Here is a 20,537-nt window from a genome sequence, read left to right as displayed (position 1 = left end):
CCTCTATGCAGTTTCTAAGATAGGTTTACTATCTCCAGAAACGGCTTCTTTTGTAATAATTACCTTAGTAATATCTTCCTGGCTAGGTATATCAAACATGATATCTAACATGGTTTCTTCAATAATTGATCTTAAACCACGCGCACCAGTATTACGGTCTATCGCTTTTGAAGCAATGGCTTCAAGAGCTTCTTGATTAAATTCAAGTTCAACACCATCATATGATAATAAAGCTTGATATTGTTTGACCAAGGCATTTTTTGGTTCAGTCAGAATCTGAATTAAATCGCCAATTGATAACTGTTCCAAAGCGGCTACGACAGGTAAACGCCCAATAAATTCGGGAATTAAACCAAATTTTTGAATATCTTCAGCAATAATTTCTTGCATATATGAGGCTTCATCATCAATCTTACGACTACTTTGACCAAAACCAATAATCTTTTCACCAAGACGTTGTTTAACAATTTCTTCAATGCCATCAAAAGCACCACCAACGATAAACAAAATATTCTTGGTATCGATTTGAATCATTTCTTGGTTAGGATGTTTGCGTCCACCTTGTGGCGGAACACTAGCTACTGTACCTTCAATAATTTTCAGCAAAGCTTGTTGGACACCTTCACCTGAAACATCACGAGTGATTGACATATTTTCGCCTTTTTTAGCGATTTTATCAATCTCATCAACATAAATGATCCCACGCTCAGCTCGTTCAACATTGTAATCCGCTGCTTGGATCAGTTTTAAAAGAATGTTCTCAACGTCTTCACCTACATATCCAGCTTCTGTCAAAGATGTAGCGTCAGCGATTGCAAAAGGAACATTTAAGCTTTTTGCCAAGGTTTGAGCTAGGAAAGTCTTACCAGAACCAGTAGGACCAATCATCATGATATTTGATTTTTGGAGTTCCACTTCTTCTTCATCACGGCTTTCTTTATATGAAATCCGTTTGTAATGATTATAGACTGCAACAGCTAAGGCACGTTTAGCACGATCTTGACCGACTACATATTGATTTAAAGCTTCTAAAAGTTCTTTTGGTTTTGGAACTTCAGTCAAATCAGCCAAGACTTCTTCAGCTAATTCTTCTTTAATAATTTCTTGTGATAAAGCAACACACTCATTACAAATGAATACATTGTTACCTGCAATAATTTTTTTTACTTCATCTTGGCTCTTGCCACAAAACGAACAATGAACCTTGATTTCGTTACTACGATTACTTGCCATTTTTCCTCTAACTTTCTCTATCTAACTATTAAAATAGCGTGCCATAAAAGGCATGAATTGTATTAACTAAATTTGTTAGTGCATTTAATAAAAATAGAATTCCTAAGCCATAACGATTTTTACGCAATGCTGGGATTGCACAAAGGATGCAAATAACACATAAAAATGCTGTAAAAACGCCAAATATACTCCGTTGCATGACTTCTACTTTCCTCCAACCGTTTTATTATTTTCGAAAACGTGAACTGTGAAATCATAAGGATTTTTTTCATCTTTTTCAAAATATTGAGAATTGACTTCAGTGAACTGACTTAAATCCAATTCTGGACTATAGGTATCTCCATCAAATTGATGATTAACTAGTGTTTTAATAATTTTGTCAAAATGACCATCAAAGGCCTTCAAAACTTTACTGCCACCGATAATATAGAGATTTTTTTCTTGTGTCTTAAACCAGTCAAGGACTTGTTCGACACTTGTCATGGTTAATACACCATCAACTTGATACTGATCATCTGAAGTTAAAACTATTGTTTGTCGATTTGGTAAAAGACGTCTCTGCATTCCTTCAAAAGTCACTCGTCCCATAAGAATCGTATGGTTTAATGTAGTCTTTTTAAAATGTTGCAGTTCTTTTGGAAGATGCCAAGGTAAGATACCATTGACACCAATAACTCCATTTTCATCTTCAGCCCAAATGGCAATAATTTCCTTTGTCATACTAGTTTTCCTTCAATCTAAACTCTATCTATTCTACCAAAATTATAGCAATTTTGCTTGTAAAAAAATCGCTACTTTAAATTGCTAAATCAAATTTCAGCTGTGGCTTAACTGGACTATAATCAATCAATTCAAAATCTTCAGCTTTAATGTCAAAGAAATTTGTGCCATCTGGAACATTCAACATTAATTGTGGCATACAGTCACTTTCTTTTCTTCTTAATAATTCTTCAGCTTGCGGAAATTGGTTGTCGTAAATGTGTAAGTTGTTAATAAAATAGAAGAACTTACCAACTTTCCAGCCAAAATGTTTTGCAACCATCATTTGTAGTGCAACATATTGCATAGCATTGATATGGTGAGCTACCAACATGTCATTGGAACGTTGCACTAGTGTTGCATCCAAATAAATAGTTCCGTCGACACGGCGGACATCAAACATTGTTTGGAAAGCACATGGCAATAAGCCCTCACTTTCTTCAAAAGCTTGGTAATCCCATAAGGAAATAACGTTACGTCTATTCCAAGGATTATCTTCAAGTTGTTTCAAAATTTTATTGATGATGTCATGTTTTTTAACAACTGCACCATAACGCTGACCAATTGTTCTTGTGTCTCCTACTTCCCAATCATTCCAGTAGTGGACATTATATTTTTCTTCCAAAATGTCTAAACTATTTGATTGGTCTTGATAGATCCAGAGTAATTCTTTAATCGCTGATTTAATTGGAATTGGACGTAATGTTGTAATAGGAAATTCTCCCTTTGAGAGATCATACTCGGCAAAGGCACCAGTAATATACTTAGAATTAGCAGTTTTGCCGTCCTTATATTTTGGTCTAGCTTGTTCACTATAAACGCCTTGTTCCATAATTTTTTGAATATTGTCTTTGAATAGCTTATCTGCTTTTGTCATAAGGATATCCTTCCACCTTTTAATTCTGTTTATTATTTTACCAAATTATTGAAAAAATGCTAGGAGAAATGTCTTTGTCCCACTTTAGAGGCTTGAAATAATGGTAAAGTATAACTAATATACTTTTATAATCTTTCTTTTTAAGAAAATATGTTAAAATATTATAGATAAAATTTACAAAGAGGAAATAAATGAAAATAGGGATAGATAAAATTGGCTTCGCTACAAGTCAATATGTATTAACAATGGAATCATTAGCCCAAGCTCGTCAAACTGAGCTAGCAAAATATCAAAAAGGGTTAATGATTGATGCCATTAGTATCACTCCAATAACTGAAGATATTGTGACTTTAGCAGCAAATGCTTGTCAAGAAATATTAAGTGACCAAGATAAAGAAGAAATTGACATGATTATCTTGGCTACAGAAACGGGAATTGATCAATCTAAAGCAGCAAGTGTTTATATCCATGGATTATTAGATATCCAGCCATTTGCACGAGCAATTGAGATGAAAGAAGCTTGCTATGCTGCTACTGCAGCTCTCGACTATGCCAATGCTCATATCGCTATGAATCCTGATGCTAAAGTTTTAGTTATTGCCAGTGACATTGCCAAGTATGGAATTGCTTCAGGTGGTGAACCAACTCAAGGGGCTGGAAGTATTGCCATGCTAATTTCAAAAAATCCTCGCATCCTTTCACTAAATAACGATAATATTGCTCAAACTCGTGATATTATGGACTTCTGGCGTCCAAATTACTCAACAACACCTTTCGTTAACGGTCGCTTTTCAACAGAACAATACTTGGATACTTTAGCAACAACTTGGGAAAAATATCAAAGTAAAACACACAAATCGTTAAATAATTTTGCTGCATTTTGCTTTCATATTCCATTTCCCAAACAAGCACTTAAGGGCTTAAAAACCTTAATGGATGATTCTGTTTCAGAAGAAAAAAAGGCACAATTAGAAAATGCTTTTAATGATTCTATCCGCTTCAGCCGTCAGGTAGGAAACATCTATACTGGATCTTTATATATGTCACTCCTATCACTTCTGGAAAGTAATAAGACTTTGCAAGTAGGCGATAATATTCTCTTCTTCTCATACGGCTCAGGGGCTGTCTGTGAAATCTTCTCAGGCCAATTAGAAGCTGGTTATGCAGATATGTTGTCGATTTCTCACCAAGAAGTTCTAGATCAACGTCATGAAATTTCTATTGAGGAGTATGAAGCCCTCTTTTATGAAGAAGCTGAACGCGATGATGCCGGAAATGTTAATTTACCAACCTACAAAACCGGAGACTATCGACTCGATGGCCTTAGAGAACACAAAAGGATTTATCTAAAAAAATGACAGATAATCAACTAAACTGGTCAGGATTTTATAAAAAAACAATTGCTGAACGATATCAGTTACTGGCATCAGGCAACTTATTGACTCCTGATACTTTTCAAAGTTTACAAAATGAAGAGCTCCTACACATAGAGACTGCTAATCAAATGTCTGAAAATGTCATTGGTCGATTAGCACTTCCATTTAGTATTGTACCTGATTTTAAGGTCAACGGTAAAACCTACCACTTACCTTACGTAACAGAGGAACCTTCAGTTGTCGCTGCTGCTTCATATGCTGCAAAACTCATCGGACGCGCAGGCGGATTCCAAGCTCACATTCAGAATCGACAAATGATTGGTCAAGTTGCCCTTTATGATGTTCCTAATTTGGAATCAGCCCAAGCTGCTATTATGCATGAGACCGAAAGTCTCATCGAAAAAGCCAATCTTGCTTATCCTTCTATTGTCAAAAGAGGAGGCGGTGCTAGAAGAATTAGCTTAACCATCAAAGACCAATTCTTGATTGTCTACTTAACCGTAGATACTCAGGAAGCTATGGGAGCTAATATGGTAAATACGATGATGGAAGCCTTGGTTGATGATTTCATTGACTTGAGTAAAGGTAAGCCACTCATGGCCATCTTATCAAACTATGCAACAGAATCATTGGTTACAGCCACTTGTCAAGTTCCTTTCCATTATCTCAGCCGTGACAAAGTTGAAGCAAAAGAGTTAGCCAATAAGATGGGCTTAGCCAGTCAATTAGCTCAAGTTGACCCTTACCGAGCTGCAACTCATAACAAAGGTATTTTTAATGGCATCGATGCTATTGTTTTAGCAACCGGGAATGACTGGCGAGCAATTGAATCTGGTGCTCATGCCTATGCATCTAAGGATGGCTTATATAAGGGCCTGACTACTTGGCATGCTGATTTTGAGACTGAGATGATTAAAGGAACAATTACGATACCAATGCCCATCGCCACAAAAGGTGGTTCAATTGGCCTTAACCCAAGTGTTGTCATTGCTCATGATCTCTTAAATCAACCAACTGCTAAAGAGCTATCAATGATTATTGCATCAGTTGGGCTAGCTCAAAATTTTGCAGCAATTAAAGCATTGACTAACAAGGGTATCCAAGCTGGCCACATGAAATTACATGCTAAGTCATTAGCCATGCTAGCTGGCGCTAGTTCTGCTGAAACTCCTCAACTTTTACAATTATTACTAAAAGAAAAGCACATGAATTTAGAGACTACAAAAGTGCTCTTACAAACCCTTCGAAATAAAAAGATTTGAGTTTCTCAAATCTTTTTTTCTTGTCTTCTTTTTGAAAAAAACATTTGAATTTCTTCAAATGTTTAAGAGTTTGCATCTTTTAATCTGCCATATAGTAAATAATCAACTTGTTTCAAGTCAGCTACTGTTTTGCAATTTAGGGCGCACATAATGATAGCTAAGTCTTCCTTCCATCCATTGACAATTGCAATAACTTTTTCTTCGGGATATCTTTCAACTAAGGAAAGCATGGTTCGTGACATGCCCACGGCACGCGCACCTAAGATTAAACTTTTTACAATATCCAAAGGATTTCTAACGCCACCTGAAGCTAAAATTTCCACTTCATTTGACATATCTTGAATATTTAATAAGGTCTGAACAGTGCTTTGGCCCCAATTATTAAGATAAGAGCGTCCTTCACCTCGTTGATTTTCAATATAGGCAAAGGAGGTTCCACCTCGGCCAGAAATGTCAAAAGTCTTGATGCCAATATCTCGAGCCCGTTCAATTGTTTTGCGATCCATGCCAAATCCAACTTCTTTTAATACAAGAGGTACTTTTATTTGTTCAACATAATCTTTCAGATTACTTTCCCAATTTTTAAAAGTTCTTTCACCTTCAGGCATCAGTAACTCTTGCATCAGATTGATATGAATTTGTAAGAAAATAGGATCCATATCCGCAACTGTCTGAAGACCCAAGTCAACTGACTTGTCCAATCCAATGTTGGTTGCAAGGAGCATCTTGGGAGCAACTTGTCGCAATTGAAAAGATGATTTAACTTGTGGATTATTTAAAGCAGGGCTATAGGACCCAGTCACCATAGGAATGCCAGTAGCTTCAGCTACTCGAGCCAATTTTTCGTTGACAGCTTTGCCTTTTTCACTACCACCAGTCATGGCATTAATATAAAAAGGAATGTCAAAGTCTTGATCTGCAAAATGTGTCGATAAGTCAACATCTTTTAAATCAAAACTAGGCAATGATGAATGAATCAATTCTATTTCGTCAAAGGAATTATAGTCTGATTCGTACTTTAAAGCATATTTTATATGATCATTTTTACGGTTGGTCATTAGTCACCCAATCTTTCCTGATAGATTACATGGATTTCTTCTTTGGCCCATCTCTCTTTGAGGATATCACTTTCACTTTCATTAAAAACAAAAGCAATACCACAATCGCCACCGCCTGATCCGGAGGATTTAGCTATGGCATCTAGGTCAAGACTAGCCACTCTCAAAGACAGTAGATCAGCTGTATAAATAGCCGAATCTAATTTTAGCAACTCTTGATTGACTTGCTCAAGAGCACTAATAAATTCTAATTTGTTACCAGTTTTCAAGGCTTCTATCACGGCTAGTGTTGCTTCCTGTGTATGCTTTAAAAAGCCTTGGTCAATTTTTGAGATGACATTTTTGACCATGTTCTTTGAAATCGACGGATGCCCGGTCCAGCCAACCATAAATTGGCAGTCTAACTTAGGAAGAACCACTTCAATTTTGTAACCCCAGTCTAATTTCATGACTTGCTCAAAACTTAAGTCTTTAATCTTTTGGGCAATAGCTGCGCGGTCAAATGACCAATAAGCCACAGTTTGATTGAATGCAATACAAGCAATATCACCCATTGATCCATTATCACCTAATTTTAAAAGTGTATATGCAGCTAGTTTAAATAATAAATCATTGGACAGATGAATTTGATAGTAGGCTGCTAGTGCTTTAATGGTTAATACAGTAACACTACCACTTGAACCAATACCATATTTTTTACCATTTTCTTCTAGCTTGCCACTAATATGCAATTGAAATGGTCTCAAGTCATTTCTATCTTTTCTTAATATATTAGCGACAGTTGCAATTGATTCTTGGATTAATTGGTAATTGGTATCAGGAGTGAGATCAACAGAATAGTCAAACATGTCTGATTTAATCAAAAAATCGTCTGAACTATCAATAGTTGCTGTCATTTTAATTGGAATATACTTGAGCAAGGCAACTTGACCAGCTTTTAGAATCGAATATTCCCCTGCAATATATAGCTTTCCACCAGTTTCAACTTGAAAATTTGTCATTTATAATTCCTTAGTTTTAGAGACAATGATGTCAAAGTCTTTTTCAAAGATTGATGCTAATTGTTCAAGATCTTTTTCCAGACATAGAACTTTTACATTTGGTCCAGCATCCATGGTAAAGTAACATTGAAAACCAGCTTGACGCAATTCTTTTACTTTATCCATTGCTTTATAGGATCCTTCAATTAAATATGAAAATGATGGGGTAGAACTTTTCGTTGTTGCGTGCATAGCTAATGCATTTTTTTCTGTTAATTGTCCAACTTTTTCAAAATCATTTGCTTTTAGATAAGCAAGCATATCTTTGTAATCTTGGGCTGATTCTGTTCTCCACTTGTCAAAGGTTGTTGATGTTTCACGACATAGTTTCATTCCTTCGCGGCTTGAAACAGGCTTTCTGGCATCGTTAATAACTAACATAATCATGCCTAATTTCAAATCTGTTTCAACTGGATAGATTTCACCACTCTCTCTATCCCATGCTGCTAAAGGACCAAAAAATGAGCGTGAAGCAGATCCTGATGCAAATTTAGCTTTTAGGGCTAATTCTTTTTGGGATAGATCAGTTTCAAATAATTCATTACAGGCTTTCACGAGCGCTGATAATCCACTTGAACTAGATGACAAGCCAGCAGCTGTCGGCATATTATTTTCAGTGTCAACTTTGACATATGGTTGATTTTCTTGACGGAATTGATCAATGATCGCTGTAACTTTTGCGTGCTCGGCTTGATTCTGCAATTGTCCATCAATATAAAATTGATCTGCTTGTGCCTCGACAGGTAAGAATGAGAGACTTGTTTCAGTGTACATATTTTCAAGTGTGAGTGAAATGCTACTTGTGGTAGGGATCATTTTTTGGGCATCATCTTTACCCCAATACTTGATGATTGCAATATTTGCATATGATTTAACATTTACAGTTTTTGTATCCACGTATTTACTGCCCCTTTTTCCTCTAGTGCCTGACTAATTACCACGGCATCATTTTGACTATTTGCAAGTGCGATGATGCAACCTCCAAGGCCACCACCAGACATCTTAGCACCAAGTGCACCCTGTTTTAGTGCTTCTTCAACTAATTGATTTGATTTTTCAACACTGACACCTATTGCCTTTAAGTGCTCGTGTGCTTGTGTCATGCTTTGACCAATGCTAATGACATCTTTGGCTTTTATAGCTTCTTCCACATCTTCCGTCAATTGCCCTAAGGCTGCTAAATGTGGAAGATTACTTTCTTCAAACTTCGCAACCTTATTGACTGCTTCTCTAGTATGGCCATGAATACCTGTATCAGCGATCACCAAATAAGCATCAAGATTAATTTCTAAGCTGACAAATCCAACATTTCTAATAAACTTAATTGCCTGATCACTCAAACAAGTTTTTGCATCTAAACCACTGGGATTTGTATGTGCAATAATCTCTGCTTTATTGACCAAAATTTCCAATAATTGATCACTTAATTCTTGATCAAAATATGAAAATACTGCTCGTATGGCAGCTATTGAAACTGCTGCAGATGAACCCATTCCACGTCTTTGAGGAACCTGAGAAGTTATCTCATATGAAATTGGCTGATTTTTAATCTTTAAGTAATCAAGGGCAGAAAAAATAGCTGTAGACAGCGTATCATAAAAATCAAATTCTAATTTTTTTTCTGCTCTCCTAATTCGGCAGACTACTTCAATATCTTTTAAGGGTAAAGCTATTGCTGGAAAACCGTACACAACTGAATGTTCTCCCATTAAAATAATTTTACTGTGGGCTCTACCTATTCCTATTTTTTTACTCATAAACCTTGTCTTTTCAAATAAATTAATCTTTACTTTTACCTTACTATTTTACACTAAATAGCTAAAAATTGCGATAAGGAACCATTGTTTTAGAAAGTCACGAAGAAAATATAGAAAATTTTCATTAATTTTCAAAAAAAGAATCCGACTATGTGGATTCTTTTATACAGTTTCTTGTAGTTTAACCATTTGTGCGTATATTCCATTTTGTTTTAGAAGTGAAAAGTGATTTCCACGCTCAACAATTCTTCCCTTATCAAGGACTAGAATTTGATTAGCATATTGAACGGTTGATAGACGATGGGCAATGATAAAAGTCGTTCGACCAGTCTTCAGAACCTCCATGGCTGCCTGGATAATTTCTTCTGTTTCAGTATCAATATGTGAGGTTGCTTCGTCTAAAATAAGGATTTTGGGATTAGCAATTAAGGTTCTTGCGAAGGCAATTAATTGTCTTTCTCCACTTGAAAAAGAAGCACCTTTTTCATAAACAGGTTCATTAATGCCGTTTTTCAATCTATCTAGCATTTTTTTTGCACCAACTTTGATTAATGCATCTTCTACTTCATGGTCACTATAGGACATATTTCCCATCCTGATATTTGAAGCGATTGTTCCAGTAAAAAGATAGGGATCTTGAAGGACAATTCCCATCTGTGAACGGAGACTTTCTTTTGAAAATTCATGAATTGATTGACCATCGATTGTAATGATACCCTTTTGTGGGTCATAGAAACGATACAATAAATTCATGATTGAGGATTTTCCCGAACCGGTATGTCCGACAAGTGCGACAGTTTCCCCTTTATTAGTTGAAATAGAAATATCTGACAAGACTAATTTATTGGTGGTATAAGCAAAGTCAACTGATTCAAATACAACATCCCCATTAACCACCTTAATCTCTTCGGACTGTTCCTCTTCTGTCTTTTTTTCCAACAAGCTCATTAGTCGTTTACCAGTTGTTGTTGAGCGTTGAATATTTGGAAGCTGTCTTACCATATTACCTAATAAATCAAATAAGCGCATCAAATAATTAATATAGATAAATAATTTCCCAACTGACATACTAGTCTGTCCTTGCAAAAATTGATAACCAATAAATGCCAGTAATGCTGAAATGATTGTATATTTTATAAATTCGGTCAAAGTCCAAGAGGCAACTGAATCAGCAAAAATGATGAGGTCGTCATGACATGGTAAACAAAGTATATCGTGATCGTAATGGAAATGTTGTAGTGAGTGAATAAGTATTAAAAAAAGGTATAACTATTAAGTTATACCTTTTTTATATTAATTTTCCTTCCAAATGATCCATCTCATGTTGACAAATTTGTGCTGGTAATCCTGTAAGAGTAAGATTTTTTTCACGCCAATTCATATCTAAATACCGTACAGTAATTGTTTCAAAACGTTTAGTTGGTTTTGAGCCAGTTAATGATAAACAAGACTCTTCTGTTTGGTAAACATCAGATTGCTTAATAATTTGAGGATTAAACATGACCAAATCAACAAACCCCATACTAATAATGATAACAGCTTTTTTTTCACCAATCATATTGGCTGCGAGGCCAATACAGCGATCACGGTGATAGGTCAAGGTATCTTGCAAATCTTTGCCTATCCATAAATCCTCTTTTGTTGCAACTTGTGCTTTCTCGGAAAGAAATAATGGATCTTTTACAATGGTTCTTAACATATTTTCCCCTTTTCTTTATCATTATTAGTATATCAAAAAAAGAACTCAGTGAGTTCTTTTTAGGTTTAGACTATGCCTTGGGCAGACATTGCCTCAGCAACTTTTAAGAAGCCAGCAATATTAGCTCCAGCGACAAGATTTCCTTCACAATCAAATTCTTTTGCTGCTTCAGCAGTATTTGTGTAAATAGATGTCATAATGTCTATTAATTTCTCATCAACTTCTTGAAATGTCCATGCCATTCGACCACTATTTTGAGCCATCTCTAAAGCTGAAACAGCTACCCCACCTGCATTAGCTGCTTTTGCTGGCCCAAACAATACACCAGCTTCTTGGAAAACTGCTACTGCTTTTAGCGTTGAAGGCATGTTTGCACCTTCTGCAACAGCAATAACTCCGTTTTCAACTAATGCTTTTGCATCATCTTCAGTAAGTTCATTTTGAGTTGCACATGGAAAGGCTAAATCAGCCTTGAGTGACCAAATTGAACCCTTTTCAGTATTAGTAAATTCAGCTTTTTGACGTTTCTCTGCATAGACATCAATTCTGTCACGGTCAACTTCTTTGATTTGTTTTAATAATTTCAAATCAATTCCTTCAGAATCATGAACAAAACCAGAAGAATCAGAAACAGCAATTACTTTTGCTCCTAATTCATGTAATTTTTCAATTGCATAGATAGCCACATTTCCAGAACCGGAAACAATTGCTTTCTTTCCTTTTAAATCTTGACCATTAGCTTTCAACATTTCTTGTGTGAAATAAACCAATCCATATCCTGTTGCTTCAGTACGTACTAGTGAACCACCAAAAGATAATCCTTTACCTGTAAGAACACCATTTTGATATCCATTAAGTCGTTTGTATTGACCATACATATATCCAATTTCACGACCACCGACACCAATATCTCCCGCAGGTACATCCATATCTGGACCAATATATTTTTGAAGTTCTGTCATAAAGCTTTGGGCAAAACGCATGACTTCATTATCTGATTTGCCTTTAGGATCAAAGTTAGATCCCCCTTTACCACCACCAATAGGTAAACCTGTCAATGAATTTTTAAAGATTTGTTCAAAGCCTAAAAATTTAACAATTGATTGGTTAACAGAAGGATGGAAACGTAAACCACCTTTATAAGGACCAATGGCTGATGAAAATTGTACACGGTAGCCTCTATTAACTTGAACCTGTCCTTTATCATCTAACCATGGAACCCGGAATGAAACAATTCGTTCTGGTTCCACTAATCTAGCTAAAATATTTTCTTCTACATACTTAGGATATTTATCAAAAACGGGGATGAGCGACTGAAATACCTCTTCAACTGCTTGTAAGAATTCCTTTTCGTGAGAGTTTTCTGCTTTTACTTGTTCAAAGACACTTGTTACATATTCTTTTCCTGTCATTCAATCTTTCCTTTCTGAACTCTTTTAATAAGATAATAATTATTATAAATTTTCAGAATATTCTTGTCAAGCTTTTACTCAAATAAAAATTGAAAAAACTCCTTCAAAAATTTGAAAGGAGTTTAAGATTTCAATTGGATGTTTTGAACTGGCTATAATAGAGATCATAATAAAATCCACGAGCCTCTAGGAGATTGTAATGACTTCCTTGTTCAATAATTTGGCCATCTTTTAGAACTAGTATCTTATCTGCTTCTTGAATCGTTGATAAACGGTGAGCAATCACAAAACTTGTTCTACCTTTCATCAAGCGTTTCATCGCTTTTTGAATTAATAATTCTAAACGGGTATCGACTGATGAGGTAGCCTCGTCCAAAATCAGTATTTTCGGATCTGCTAACAGCGCACGCGCAATAGTTAAGAGTTGTTTTTGCCCCAGAGAAATATTGCTTGATTCCTGGTTCATCATCATCTGATAACCGCCAGGCAAGGTACTAATAAAGTGATCAACGTTGGCCGTCTCAGCGGCTTGAATGATATCATCTTCTGTCGCCGACAAATTCCCAAATTGAAGATTCTCTTGAATAGTCCCTTCAAACAACCAAGCATCCTGTAAAACCATCCCGAATTGCTGACGATAGGCTTGCCTAGAAATCTCTCTAATATCCATCCCATCTACAGTAATTGAGCCACTCTTAACATCATAGAAACGCATAAGAAGATTTATCAAAGTTGTTTTACCAGCGCCAGTCGGACCAACGATAGCAATCATTTCACCAGGTTCAACGTCTAAGGTAAAATCTTTAATCAGTGACTTAGAATCATTATAGGAAAAGTCAACTTGATTAAAGGATACTTGTCCTGTCAAGGGCACTGTTAGTGAGACATTTTCCTTAGAAAGATCTTCAGTTTCATCAAGAACCGTAAAAATCCGTTCGAGTGATGATTTAGAACTTTGAAGAACGGGAGCTAATTGGGTAATTGTTTGAATCGGCTGACTAATTTGCCAGATATACTGAACAAAAGCCTGCATATTACCAATAGCTAGTTTTCCTGCCAAAACTTGGAGTCCGGCTAATAGGGCTATAATCATATAGACCGAGTCAGAGATAAAATGCAATACGGGCATCATAATCCCAGATAAGAAACTTGCTTTGAACCCAACTTCTTGAAGGCGATCTGTGATGGCATGAAAGTCTTCCTCAGATCGATCCTCGCGACCATATAATTTAAGAATATTAAATCCGCTTAAATTCTCTTGAACAAAACCATTCATATCCCCTAATACTTTAGCTTGCTCCTTAAAGTAGGGTTGTGATTTTTTCAAGACAAATTGAGAAGAAAAATAGATTAAAGGAACGCTAATAATCAAAATTGAAGCCAAAGGCGCATTAATATAAAGGGCCATAATAACTGCAAAAGTAATCGTTAAGAAGGCATTAACAATTTGCAAAAAGGCTTGTTGTAAAGCATTTGAGACAGTTTCTACGTCGGATGTAAAGCGTCCCAACATATCTCCAAATTGATGCTTATCAAAATAAGAAACTGGAATTTTATTAATTTTATGACTTAAGTCCTGACGTAAATCTTTTATCCCTGATTGTACAGCCTTGGTCATAAAATAGTTAGAGCCATATGAACCGATTTCAAAAAAGACAGCACGGATAAAATATAAGAAGAGGATAAAAGCAATATAAGATTTATTAATCCCTGCCCCTTCTACTCCTTTAGCCATCTCAATGAGGTTATTTGATATCTCTGTAATAGCAAGACCAAGGACAAAAGGCTCTAAAGAACTCATTAAGGCACTAACGACTTTTAAAAGGACAGCTGAAATTAATGATGTTTTATATTTCCTAAGATAAGTCCAGATTCTTTTGAATACATGTTTTTCTGTCATTAGTCAGCCACCTCCTTTTTACTATTTAATTGAGATTTGGCAATTTCAGCATAAATCTCATTACTTTCAAGTAATTCTTCATGCGTCCCTCGACCAACAATTTGTCCTTGATCAAGAACAATGATTTGATCAGCATCCATAATTGTTCCAACACGCTGAGCGACAATTAAGACAGTTGCATTGTCCGTCACTTCTTTCAAGCGTCTTCTTAATTCGGCATCTGTCTTATAATCTAATGCTGAGAAGGAATCATCAAAGATGTAAATATCTGGTTTTTTAACGACTGCTCGGGCAATCGACAATCTTTGCTTTTGTCCTCCAGATAGATTGCTTCCAGCCTCAGCCAAATGCGTTTGATAACCTTCCTCACGGCTGGCTATAAATTCGCGAGCCTGAGAAACCTCTGTGGCTTGATCTAGTTCTGGTAGGCTAGCATCTGCTTTTCCATATTTTAGATTATCTTCGATAGTCCCGGTGAATAGCAGAGCTTTTTGTGGAATAAAGCCTATCTTTGCACGCAAAGCTTTTAGTTGGTAATCTCTGACATCGATGCCGTCGACCAGTATTCTCCCGAATGTAACATCAAAGAATCGAGGGATTAAATTAACAAGGGATGACTTACCTGACCCTGTCGATCCAATAAAAGCAATGGTTTCCCCAGGTTTTGTTTTAAATGAGATATTTTGAAGGACAGGATTTTCTGTCTCTCCAGGATAAGAAAAGGTAACATTATCAAATTCAAGGTAACCTTTAGTTTCACTTTCAGTAATCCCATCCTCATTTTTGGAAATTGAAATTGGCATATCCAGCACTTCATTAATTCGCTTGCTTGAAACAGACATGCGAGGGTACATGGTAAAGAGATTGGCAAACATCAAGAAAGAGAACATGGCATGGAAACTATATTCAATAAATGCTACTAAGTCACCAATTTTGATTTCTTGATTTGTTAAAGGATCTAAAGCAAACCAGACAATTGCTACAATCATTGCAATAATAATTTGGACAAATAAAGGCTCTGTCAAACCAGTCAGTGTGAATAATTGACGTGATGTTTCAGCATATTCTTGGTTCTTTTGAGCAAAACGTTCTTCTTGAAAGTCCTCTCTTGAAAAAGCTCTGATAACACGTAAACCTGTTAAATTTTCGCGAACAAGCTGGTTAATCTTATCCAGCGTATTTTGTTGTTTCTCAGATAAGGGTTTGGTTTTGATAGCAACATAAATAACTACAAAAACTAGTAATGGCATCAATACAGCCACAATCCAAGCAAGCGAAGGACTGGTTAATAGTATCATCACCACAGAAAAAATCATCATCAATGGTGTCACAACACCTAATCTTAATGACATTTCAGCAAATTGCATAAGTACAAAGGCGTCATTTGTTATCCGAGTCACCAATGATGAGACACCAATTTTCTCATACTCCGTATGAGAATAGTCCTGCAAGCGGCTGTACATGTCATTGCGAAGTTCCTTAATCATTGTTGTTGTTAATTTGCTGGAAGCATAGGATAGAATGATACGTCCAATAACTCCTAAGACAACAATGATAAACATCATCATAGCCCAATAATATAAAGCATCTGTATTGTTTTGAACAACTCCTTGGTCAATCATCTTGGCCAAAATTGTCGGGAGTCCTAAGTTAACTAATACGAAAAAAATAGCTCCTACAAAATCTAAAAACAGCCAATACTTTTTGTTTTTTAAATAAGACCAAATTAATCCCATTCAACACCTCCATTTGATACATTAAAAGAAGTGCTAGCAGCACTCCTTACTTTATTCTAGTGTAACATAAATTATTTTTTTTATCCTATAATTTTCAAATAATTACAATTTTTTCATCATCCAAATATCCATAGCATGATGGTTTTGATTATTAGGTAATGGTTTTGATAATTTTTCATAACCATGATGACGGTAAAAACTGATAGCTTCTTTTAAAAGCGACGAGCTTTCCAAATAGATAGCTTGATAGTCATGTTCCTTGGCTTCTTGCTCAAGGTGTTCTATGAGTGCGCTAGCAATTCCTTGACGACGAGCTTCTTTTGTCACATAACATTTTTGTAATTCTGCTATTTCAGGTGTTAGTCTAGCATACCCTGCTCCGCCTAGAATTTTGTTTTCACTACTCATCACGAAATACTGTGATTTCGGCGCTTCACTGTAGTAACTTGTTAAGTGATTTAATTGTGGGTCGGTATATGCTGTTCCCTCTTGGTCCAAACCTACTGCTTCTAAGGATTTTTTTATTATTTGGGCTATAGCTTGGTCATCTTTTTCCTCGATAGGTCGGATTGTCATAGATTATTCCTCTAGTTCACTAAGATACTCATAACGGTCATACATCTCTAAGAGTTCTTTATTCATTTTTTCAACAGATGCTTGCAGATCCATTAGTTGGCCGTAATCTGATGTTGAAATAGTTTGCATCTCTTGCTCAGTCGCTTCTATCTTATCTTCTTGTTGGGCAATTTTATCTTCAATTTCTGCCCATTCTTTTTTCTCTAGATAAGACATGCGCTTCTTCTGATTAACCATAACTTTTTTTGTCACTTTAAGACTTTCTTGTTTCAAACTTTGGCTGATTTCATTTTTTTCAAAGTCTTTTTCGTCCAAATAATCACTGTAGTTTCCAAAGAACTCTCTGATTGTACCATTTTCAAAAGCTAGAATTTTATTTGCTACCTTATCTAAAAAATATCTGTCATGACTGACAGTAATTACGGGACCATTAAATGATTGCAGAAAACTCTCCAAAACAGTCAAAGTGGCAATATCCAAATCATTGGTCGGTTCATCTAATAGGAGAACATTGGGCTTCTCAATCAAGATTTTCAAGAGATACAATCTTTTTTTCTCACCACCTGATAATTTTGAGATTAAACTACCATGAGTAGATCTTGGAAAGAGAAATTGTTCTAATAATTCACTGATACTAGTTGAACCACCGCTTGTTTTTACTTCATCCGCAATCTCTTGCAAATAAGTAATCATCCGTTTATTGACATCCATATCTTTGATTTGTTGTGAAAAATAGCCAATTTTTATTGTTTCACCAATGTCTATTTTTCCAAATTGAGCCTGCAAATCTGCATTAATCAAATGAAGAAGGGTCGATTTCCCAACGCCGTTATCACCAACTATCCCAATCCTGTCTCTATTTTGAATAATTAGTGAAAAGTCATTAATCACTTTCTTATCATCATAGCCAAATGTTACATGATCAAAACTAATTACTTTTTTGCCAATACGACTCGTTTCAAAATTTATATCAAGTTGATTTTGATTATTATCAACATGAACTTCTGTTTTTAAGTTATGGAATCGACTTATTCGAGCTTGTTGTTTTGTTGCTCGAGCTTGTGGCTGACGTCTCATCCAAGTTAGTTCTTGTTTATAGAGCTGTTTCTTTTTATGTAAGTTTGCAGCGTCTCGCTCATCCTGTTCCGCCTTTAAACGGACATAATCTTGATAATTCCCTTGATACTCTGTCAAATTTGCATTATCAAGTTCAAAAATACGAGTTGCTAAACTATCAAGGAAATAACGATCGTGGGTGATAAAAAGCACTGTTTTTTTGCTAGCTTTTAAATAATTAGTCAACCAAGAAATAGTATCTATATCCAAGTGATTGGTAGGTTCATCTAAGAGCAAGAGGTCCGCCGAGCCAAGTAAAACTTGAGCCAATTGGACACGTCTACGCAAGCCCCCGGATAATGAGCCTACTTTTGCTTGTAGTTGATGAATACCTAATTTCGAAAGAACTGTTTTGACATCACTTTCAATCGACCAAGCATCTAATCGATCCATATCAGCCATTACTTTTTCTAAAAGACTTTGGTTAGACTCTGAGTAATCTGCCATTAACTTTTCATATTGTCTAATTAATTGCATTTCTTGTAAATCCGAAGAAAGGACTGTGTCAATGACGGTGGTTTGATCATCAAACACCGGATCTTGCGTTAAGTAAGCAATATTATAACCATTTGCTTTTGTTATTGGAGAGATATCCCCATCAAAACCAATTTTTTCTGAAAGAACATCAAGTAGTGTTGTTTTCCCAGTTCCATTAACCCCAATAATACCAACTCGGTCAAAATCATGTATTAAGAATGAAATGTCTTTAAATACTGTTTTATCTCCAACGGTCTTACTTAATTTTTCAACTAATAAGTCACTCATTCACTTTCTCCTTAGCAACAAAAGCCAAAATATCTGCTTTTTGATTTGCAAGACTACCTTCTACAATAGCAATTTCAATTTTCTTCAACAAACTACCTAATTGTGGACCTGGTTTCATCCCAAATTCTTTTATTAATGTTCCGCCATTAACACAAATTTCATGTTTATCATGAATAATTAGTTCTTTATCAAACTCATCTATTAAATTATATTCAGCTTCTAAACCTTTTGCTTCTCTTAAATTTTCACATAGATAAGCTAAGTCTTTTCCATACTTGAAAATCGTTGATTTATTATAGGATGATGACAATCTTATCTGATATAAATTAATCATTTTAGTGACAATTTTTTGGAAATCATTGGAGGTTTTCCAGCTTTTTAGAAATTCTTTTGGACTTTCTACTTGTAATGTCAGAATCAAATTGGCCCAAGCTTGTGGACTATTGCTATAAATAAAATCATCCGCTACTTCCAATAGCACATTTCGTAGTTCACTCTCTTTATTGGCTAAACCAGGGAGGTAGAGATGTGCTTTAGCATTAATTAAAAGGCGTAAGCCTCTCTTCCATTTATCTGCAATAAGTAATTTGTCAAATTCAATGAAAGAGCGTTCAACTGATATTTTTTCTAATAATGGGGCATGTGAACACATTGCTACGAAAGTTTCTTTTTCAATAGAAAAGTCTAATGTTGCAGAAAAGCGAAACCCTCGCATAATCCGTAAAGCATCTTCTTCAAAACGTTCTTCGGCTTTTCCAACTGCCCGTAATTCTTTGTTTTTTATGTCTTCTAAGCCGGTAAAAGCATCAATTATTTGTCCAGTTTCGTCCAACGCTAATGCATTAACTGTAAAATCTCTTCTTTTTAAATCTTCTTCCAGAGAACGCACAAAAGAGACCTGGCTAGGTCTTCGATAATCAACATAAACATCCTCAGTTCGAAAGGTAGTGATTTCATACCCACCACCATTTTCAAGGACTAAAACTGTTCCATGTTCAATCCCAATATCAACAGTTCTTTCAAAAATATTTTTCGTTTCTTGAGGATAGGATGATGTTGCAATATCTACGTCATGAATTGGCCTATCTAAAAGAATATCTCTGACTCCACCACCAACAAAGTAGGCCTGAAATCCAGCATCTTTTATTTTCTTTAATATTGGTAAAGCCTTCTGAAATTCAGAAGGCATTGTCATTAATTTCATAGTAAATTCTCTAATCCGTATACTAATTGATCTTTTTTGATAACTTCTTTTATTGCAATCTTAACACCTTGCATAAAAGAGTCTCGATTATAGGAGTCATGGCGAATTGTCAAGCCTTCTCCCGGACCACCAAAAATTACTTCTTGATGAGCGACTAGTCCTGGTAAGCGGACACTGTGGATATGGATTCCATTGTAGTTAGCTCCTCGAGCTCCAGCAAGTAATTCTTCATCTTCAACTCTGTATTCTGTACAATCTGCCTTAGACCGAGTAATCATTTCTGCAGTTTTCATTGCTGTACCACTAGGAGCATCTTTTTTCTGATTGTGATGCAACTCAATAATTTCTAAATCTGGGAAATATTTAGCTGCTTTAGCTGCAAATTCCATTAAAAGTAAGGCACCTATGGCAAAATTTGGAGCAATTAATCCACCTACTTGTTTAACTTTAGAAAGTTGATAAAGCTCTTCTAATTGACTGTTGGTATAACCAGTCGTCCCAACAACTGGACAAAAGCCATTTGTAAGCGCAAAAAAAGTATGTTCATATGCTACTGCAGGATTTGTAAAATCAACCCAAACATCTGCATCAAAACCAACTAAATCTTCTATAGAATTGAAAACAGGTATGCCCTCAATTTCTTTTTCAACTGCTTTCGGATCAAGTAAAGCAACAACTTCTAAATCAGCTTCTGATTTAACCATATTCAGCGTCGTTGATCCCATTTTTCCATTAAAACCAGCAATAATTACTTTTATACTCATGTC

General features: G+C 35.6%; 17 protein-coding genes and 1 pseudogene. 2 read left to right on the top strand and 16 right to left on the bottom strand.

Annotated features, from left to right (window positions below):
* Nucleotides 1–3: 3 nt before the first annotated feature.
* The 3 genes from clpX to MKY69_RS04405 all read right to left on the bottom strand — a co-directional run bounded on the left by clpX (nucleotide 4) and on the right by MKY69_RS04405 (nucleotide 2,869).
* Nucleotides 4–1,233 carry an ATP-dependent Clp protease ATP-binding subunit ClpX gene (gene clpX, locus MKY69_RS04415; protein WP_003103169.1) on the bottom strand — a complete coding sequence of 410 codons (1,230 nt, stop codon included), beginning with the start codon at nucleotides 1,231–1,233 and terminating at the stop codon, nucleotides 4–6.
* Between the two features lie 204 nt (nucleotides 1,234–1,437).
* Nucleotides 1,438–1,953, bottom strand: coding sequence for a dihydrofolate reductase (locus MKY69_RS04410; RefSeq protein ID WP_003104878.1), 516 nt, complete (start codon nucleotides 1,951–1,953; stop codon nucleotides 1,438–1,440).
* A gap of 76 nt (nucleotides 1,954–2,029) precedes the next feature.
* The gene (locus MKY69_RS04405; protein ID WP_003105934.1) at nucleotides 2,030–2,869 is read right to left on the bottom strand and encodes a thymidylate synthase; all 840 of its coding nucleotides are present in this window, start codon (nucleotides 2,867–2,869) and stop codon (nucleotides 2,030–2,032) included.
* Nucleotides 2,870–3,060: 191 nt separating this feature from the next.
* Here MKY69_RS04405 and MKY69_RS04400 point away from each other — a divergent pair, with 191 nt between their 5' ends.
* Together MKY69_RS04400 and MKY69_RS04395 are read left to right on the top strand one after the other, a co-directional pair.
* A complete protein-coding gene (locus tag MKY69_RS04400; protein WP_340791051.1) occupies nucleotides 3,061–4,227 on the top strand; it encodes a hydroxymethylglutaryl-CoA synthase in 1,167 nt (388 codons plus the stop codon).
* Complete coding sequence (locus tag MKY69_RS04395) at nucleotides 4,224–5,507, top strand: hydroxymethylglutaryl-CoA reductase, degradative (protein ID WP_340791050.1); 1,284 nt, start codon at nucleotides 4,224–4,226, stop codon at nucleotides 5,505–5,507. The genes MKY69_RS04400 and MKY69_RS04395 overlap by 4 nt, the downstream gene beginning before the upstream one ends.
* Nucleotides 5,508–5,569: 62 nt before the next feature.
* Here the strand turns inward: MKY69_RS04395 and fni are convergent, their stop codons facing one another.
* The 13 genes and pseudogenes from fni to dapB all read right to left on the bottom strand — a co-directional run bounded on the left by fni (nucleotide 5,570) and on the right by dapB (nucleotide 20,534).
* Nucleotides 5,570–6,565, bottom strand: coding sequence for a type 2 isopentenyl-diphosphate Delta-isomerase (gene fni / locus MKY69_RS04390; RefSeq protein ID WP_340791049.1), 996 nt, complete (start codon nucleotides 6,563–6,565; stop codon nucleotides 5,570–5,572).
* Nucleotides 6,565–7,566 (bottom strand): phosphomevalonate kinase, encoded by a 1,002-nt coding sequence (locus MKY69_RS04385; RefSeq protein WP_003104029.1) that lies wholly within the window; start codon nucleotides 7,564–7,566, stop codon nucleotides 6,565–6,567. The genes fni and MKY69_RS04385 overlap by 1 nt, the downstream gene beginning before the upstream one ends.
* Complete coding sequence (mvaD, locus tag MKY69_RS04380; RefSeq protein WP_003104536.1) at nucleotides 7,567–8,502, bottom strand: diphosphomevalonate decarboxylase; 936 nt, start codon at nucleotides 8,500–8,502, stop codon at nucleotides 7,567–7,569.
* Nucleotides 8,484–9,362: a mevalonate kinase gene (gene mvk / locus MKY69_RS04375; protein WP_003105664.1), complete on the bottom strand. Its 879-nt coding sequence runs from the start codon at nucleotides 9,360–9,362 to the stop codon at nucleotides 8,484–8,486. The genes mvaD and mvk overlap by 19 nt, the downstream gene beginning before the upstream one ends.
* 162 nt (nucleotides 9,363–9,524) lie before the next feature.
* A pseudogene (locus MKY69_RS04370) lies at nucleotides 9,525–10,553 on the bottom strand (ABC transporter ATP-binding protein); the annotation flags it as partial.
* 97 nt (nucleotides 10,554–10,650) lie between these two features.
* On the bottom strand, nucleotides 10,651–11,061 hold the full coding sequence (locus MKY69_RS04365; protein ID WP_003104023.1) for a peptide deformylase: 411 nt from the start codon (nucleotides 11,059–11,061) through the stop codon (nucleotides 10,651–10,653).
* A 65-nt stretch (nucleotides 11,062–11,126) separates the two neighbouring features.
* Nucleotides 11,127–12,473 carry an NADP-specific glutamate dehydrogenase gene (gene gdhA / locus MKY69_RS04360; RefSeq protein ID WP_340791047.1) on the bottom strand — a complete coding sequence of 449 codons (1,347 nt, stop codon included), beginning with the start codon at nucleotides 12,471–12,473 and terminating at the stop codon, nucleotides 11,127–11,129.
* A 130-nt stretch (nucleotides 12,474–12,603) separates the two neighbouring features.
* On the bottom strand, nucleotides 12,604–14,373 hold the full coding sequence (locus MKY69_RS04355; RefSeq protein WP_003106602.1) for an ABC transporter ATP-binding protein: 1,770 nt from the start codon (nucleotides 14,371–14,373) through the stop codon (nucleotides 12,604–12,606).
* Nucleotides 14,373–16,109, bottom strand: coding sequence for an ABC transporter ATP-binding protein (locus MKY69_RS04350; RefSeq protein WP_003102488.1), 1,737 nt, complete (start codon nucleotides 16,107–16,109; stop codon nucleotides 14,373–14,375). Before MKY69_RS04350 ends, MKY69_RS04355 begins: the two co-directional genes overlap by 1 nt.
* A 102-nt stretch (nucleotides 16,110–16,211) precedes the next feature.
* Nucleotides 16,212–16,685, bottom strand: coding sequence for a GNAT family N-acetyltransferase (locus MKY69_RS04345; RefSeq protein WP_003105038.1), 474 nt, complete (start codon nucleotides 16,683–16,685; stop codon nucleotides 16,212–16,214).
* A gap of 3 nt (nucleotides 16,686–16,688) precedes the next feature.
* Nucleotides 16,689–18,566, bottom strand: a complete 1,878-nt coding sequence (locus MKY69_RS04340) for an ABC-F family ATP-binding cassette domain-containing protein (RefSeq protein WP_340791044.1) — start codon at nucleotides 18,564–18,566, stop codon at nucleotides 16,689–16,691.
* Nucleotides 18,559–19,770 (bottom strand): CCA tRNA nucleotidyltransferase, encoded by a 1,212-nt coding sequence (locus tag MKY69_RS04335; RefSeq protein WP_340791043.1) that lies wholly within the window; start codon nucleotides 19,768–19,770, stop codon nucleotides 18,559–18,561. Before MKY69_RS04335 ends, MKY69_RS04340 begins: the two co-directional genes overlap by 8 nt.
* On the bottom strand, nucleotides 19,767–20,534 hold the full coding sequence (dapB, locus tag MKY69_RS04330) for a 4-hydroxy-tetrahydrodipicolinate reductase (protein ID WP_100083892.1): 768 nt from the start codon (nucleotides 20,532–20,534) through the stop codon (nucleotides 19,767–19,769). The genes MKY69_RS04335 and dapB overlap by 4 nt, the downstream gene beginning before the upstream one ends.
* Nucleotides 20,535–20,537 lie beyond the last annotated feature (3 nt).

The organism is Streptococcus sp. FSL R7-0212 (genome assembly GCF_038007985.1).
In the GTDB taxonomy this organism is placed as follows: domain Bacteria; phylum Bacillota; class Bacilli; order Lactobacillales; family Streptococcaceae; genus Streptococcus; species Streptococcus parauberis.
This window is presented reverse-complemented; position numbering and strand designations above follow the sequence as displayed.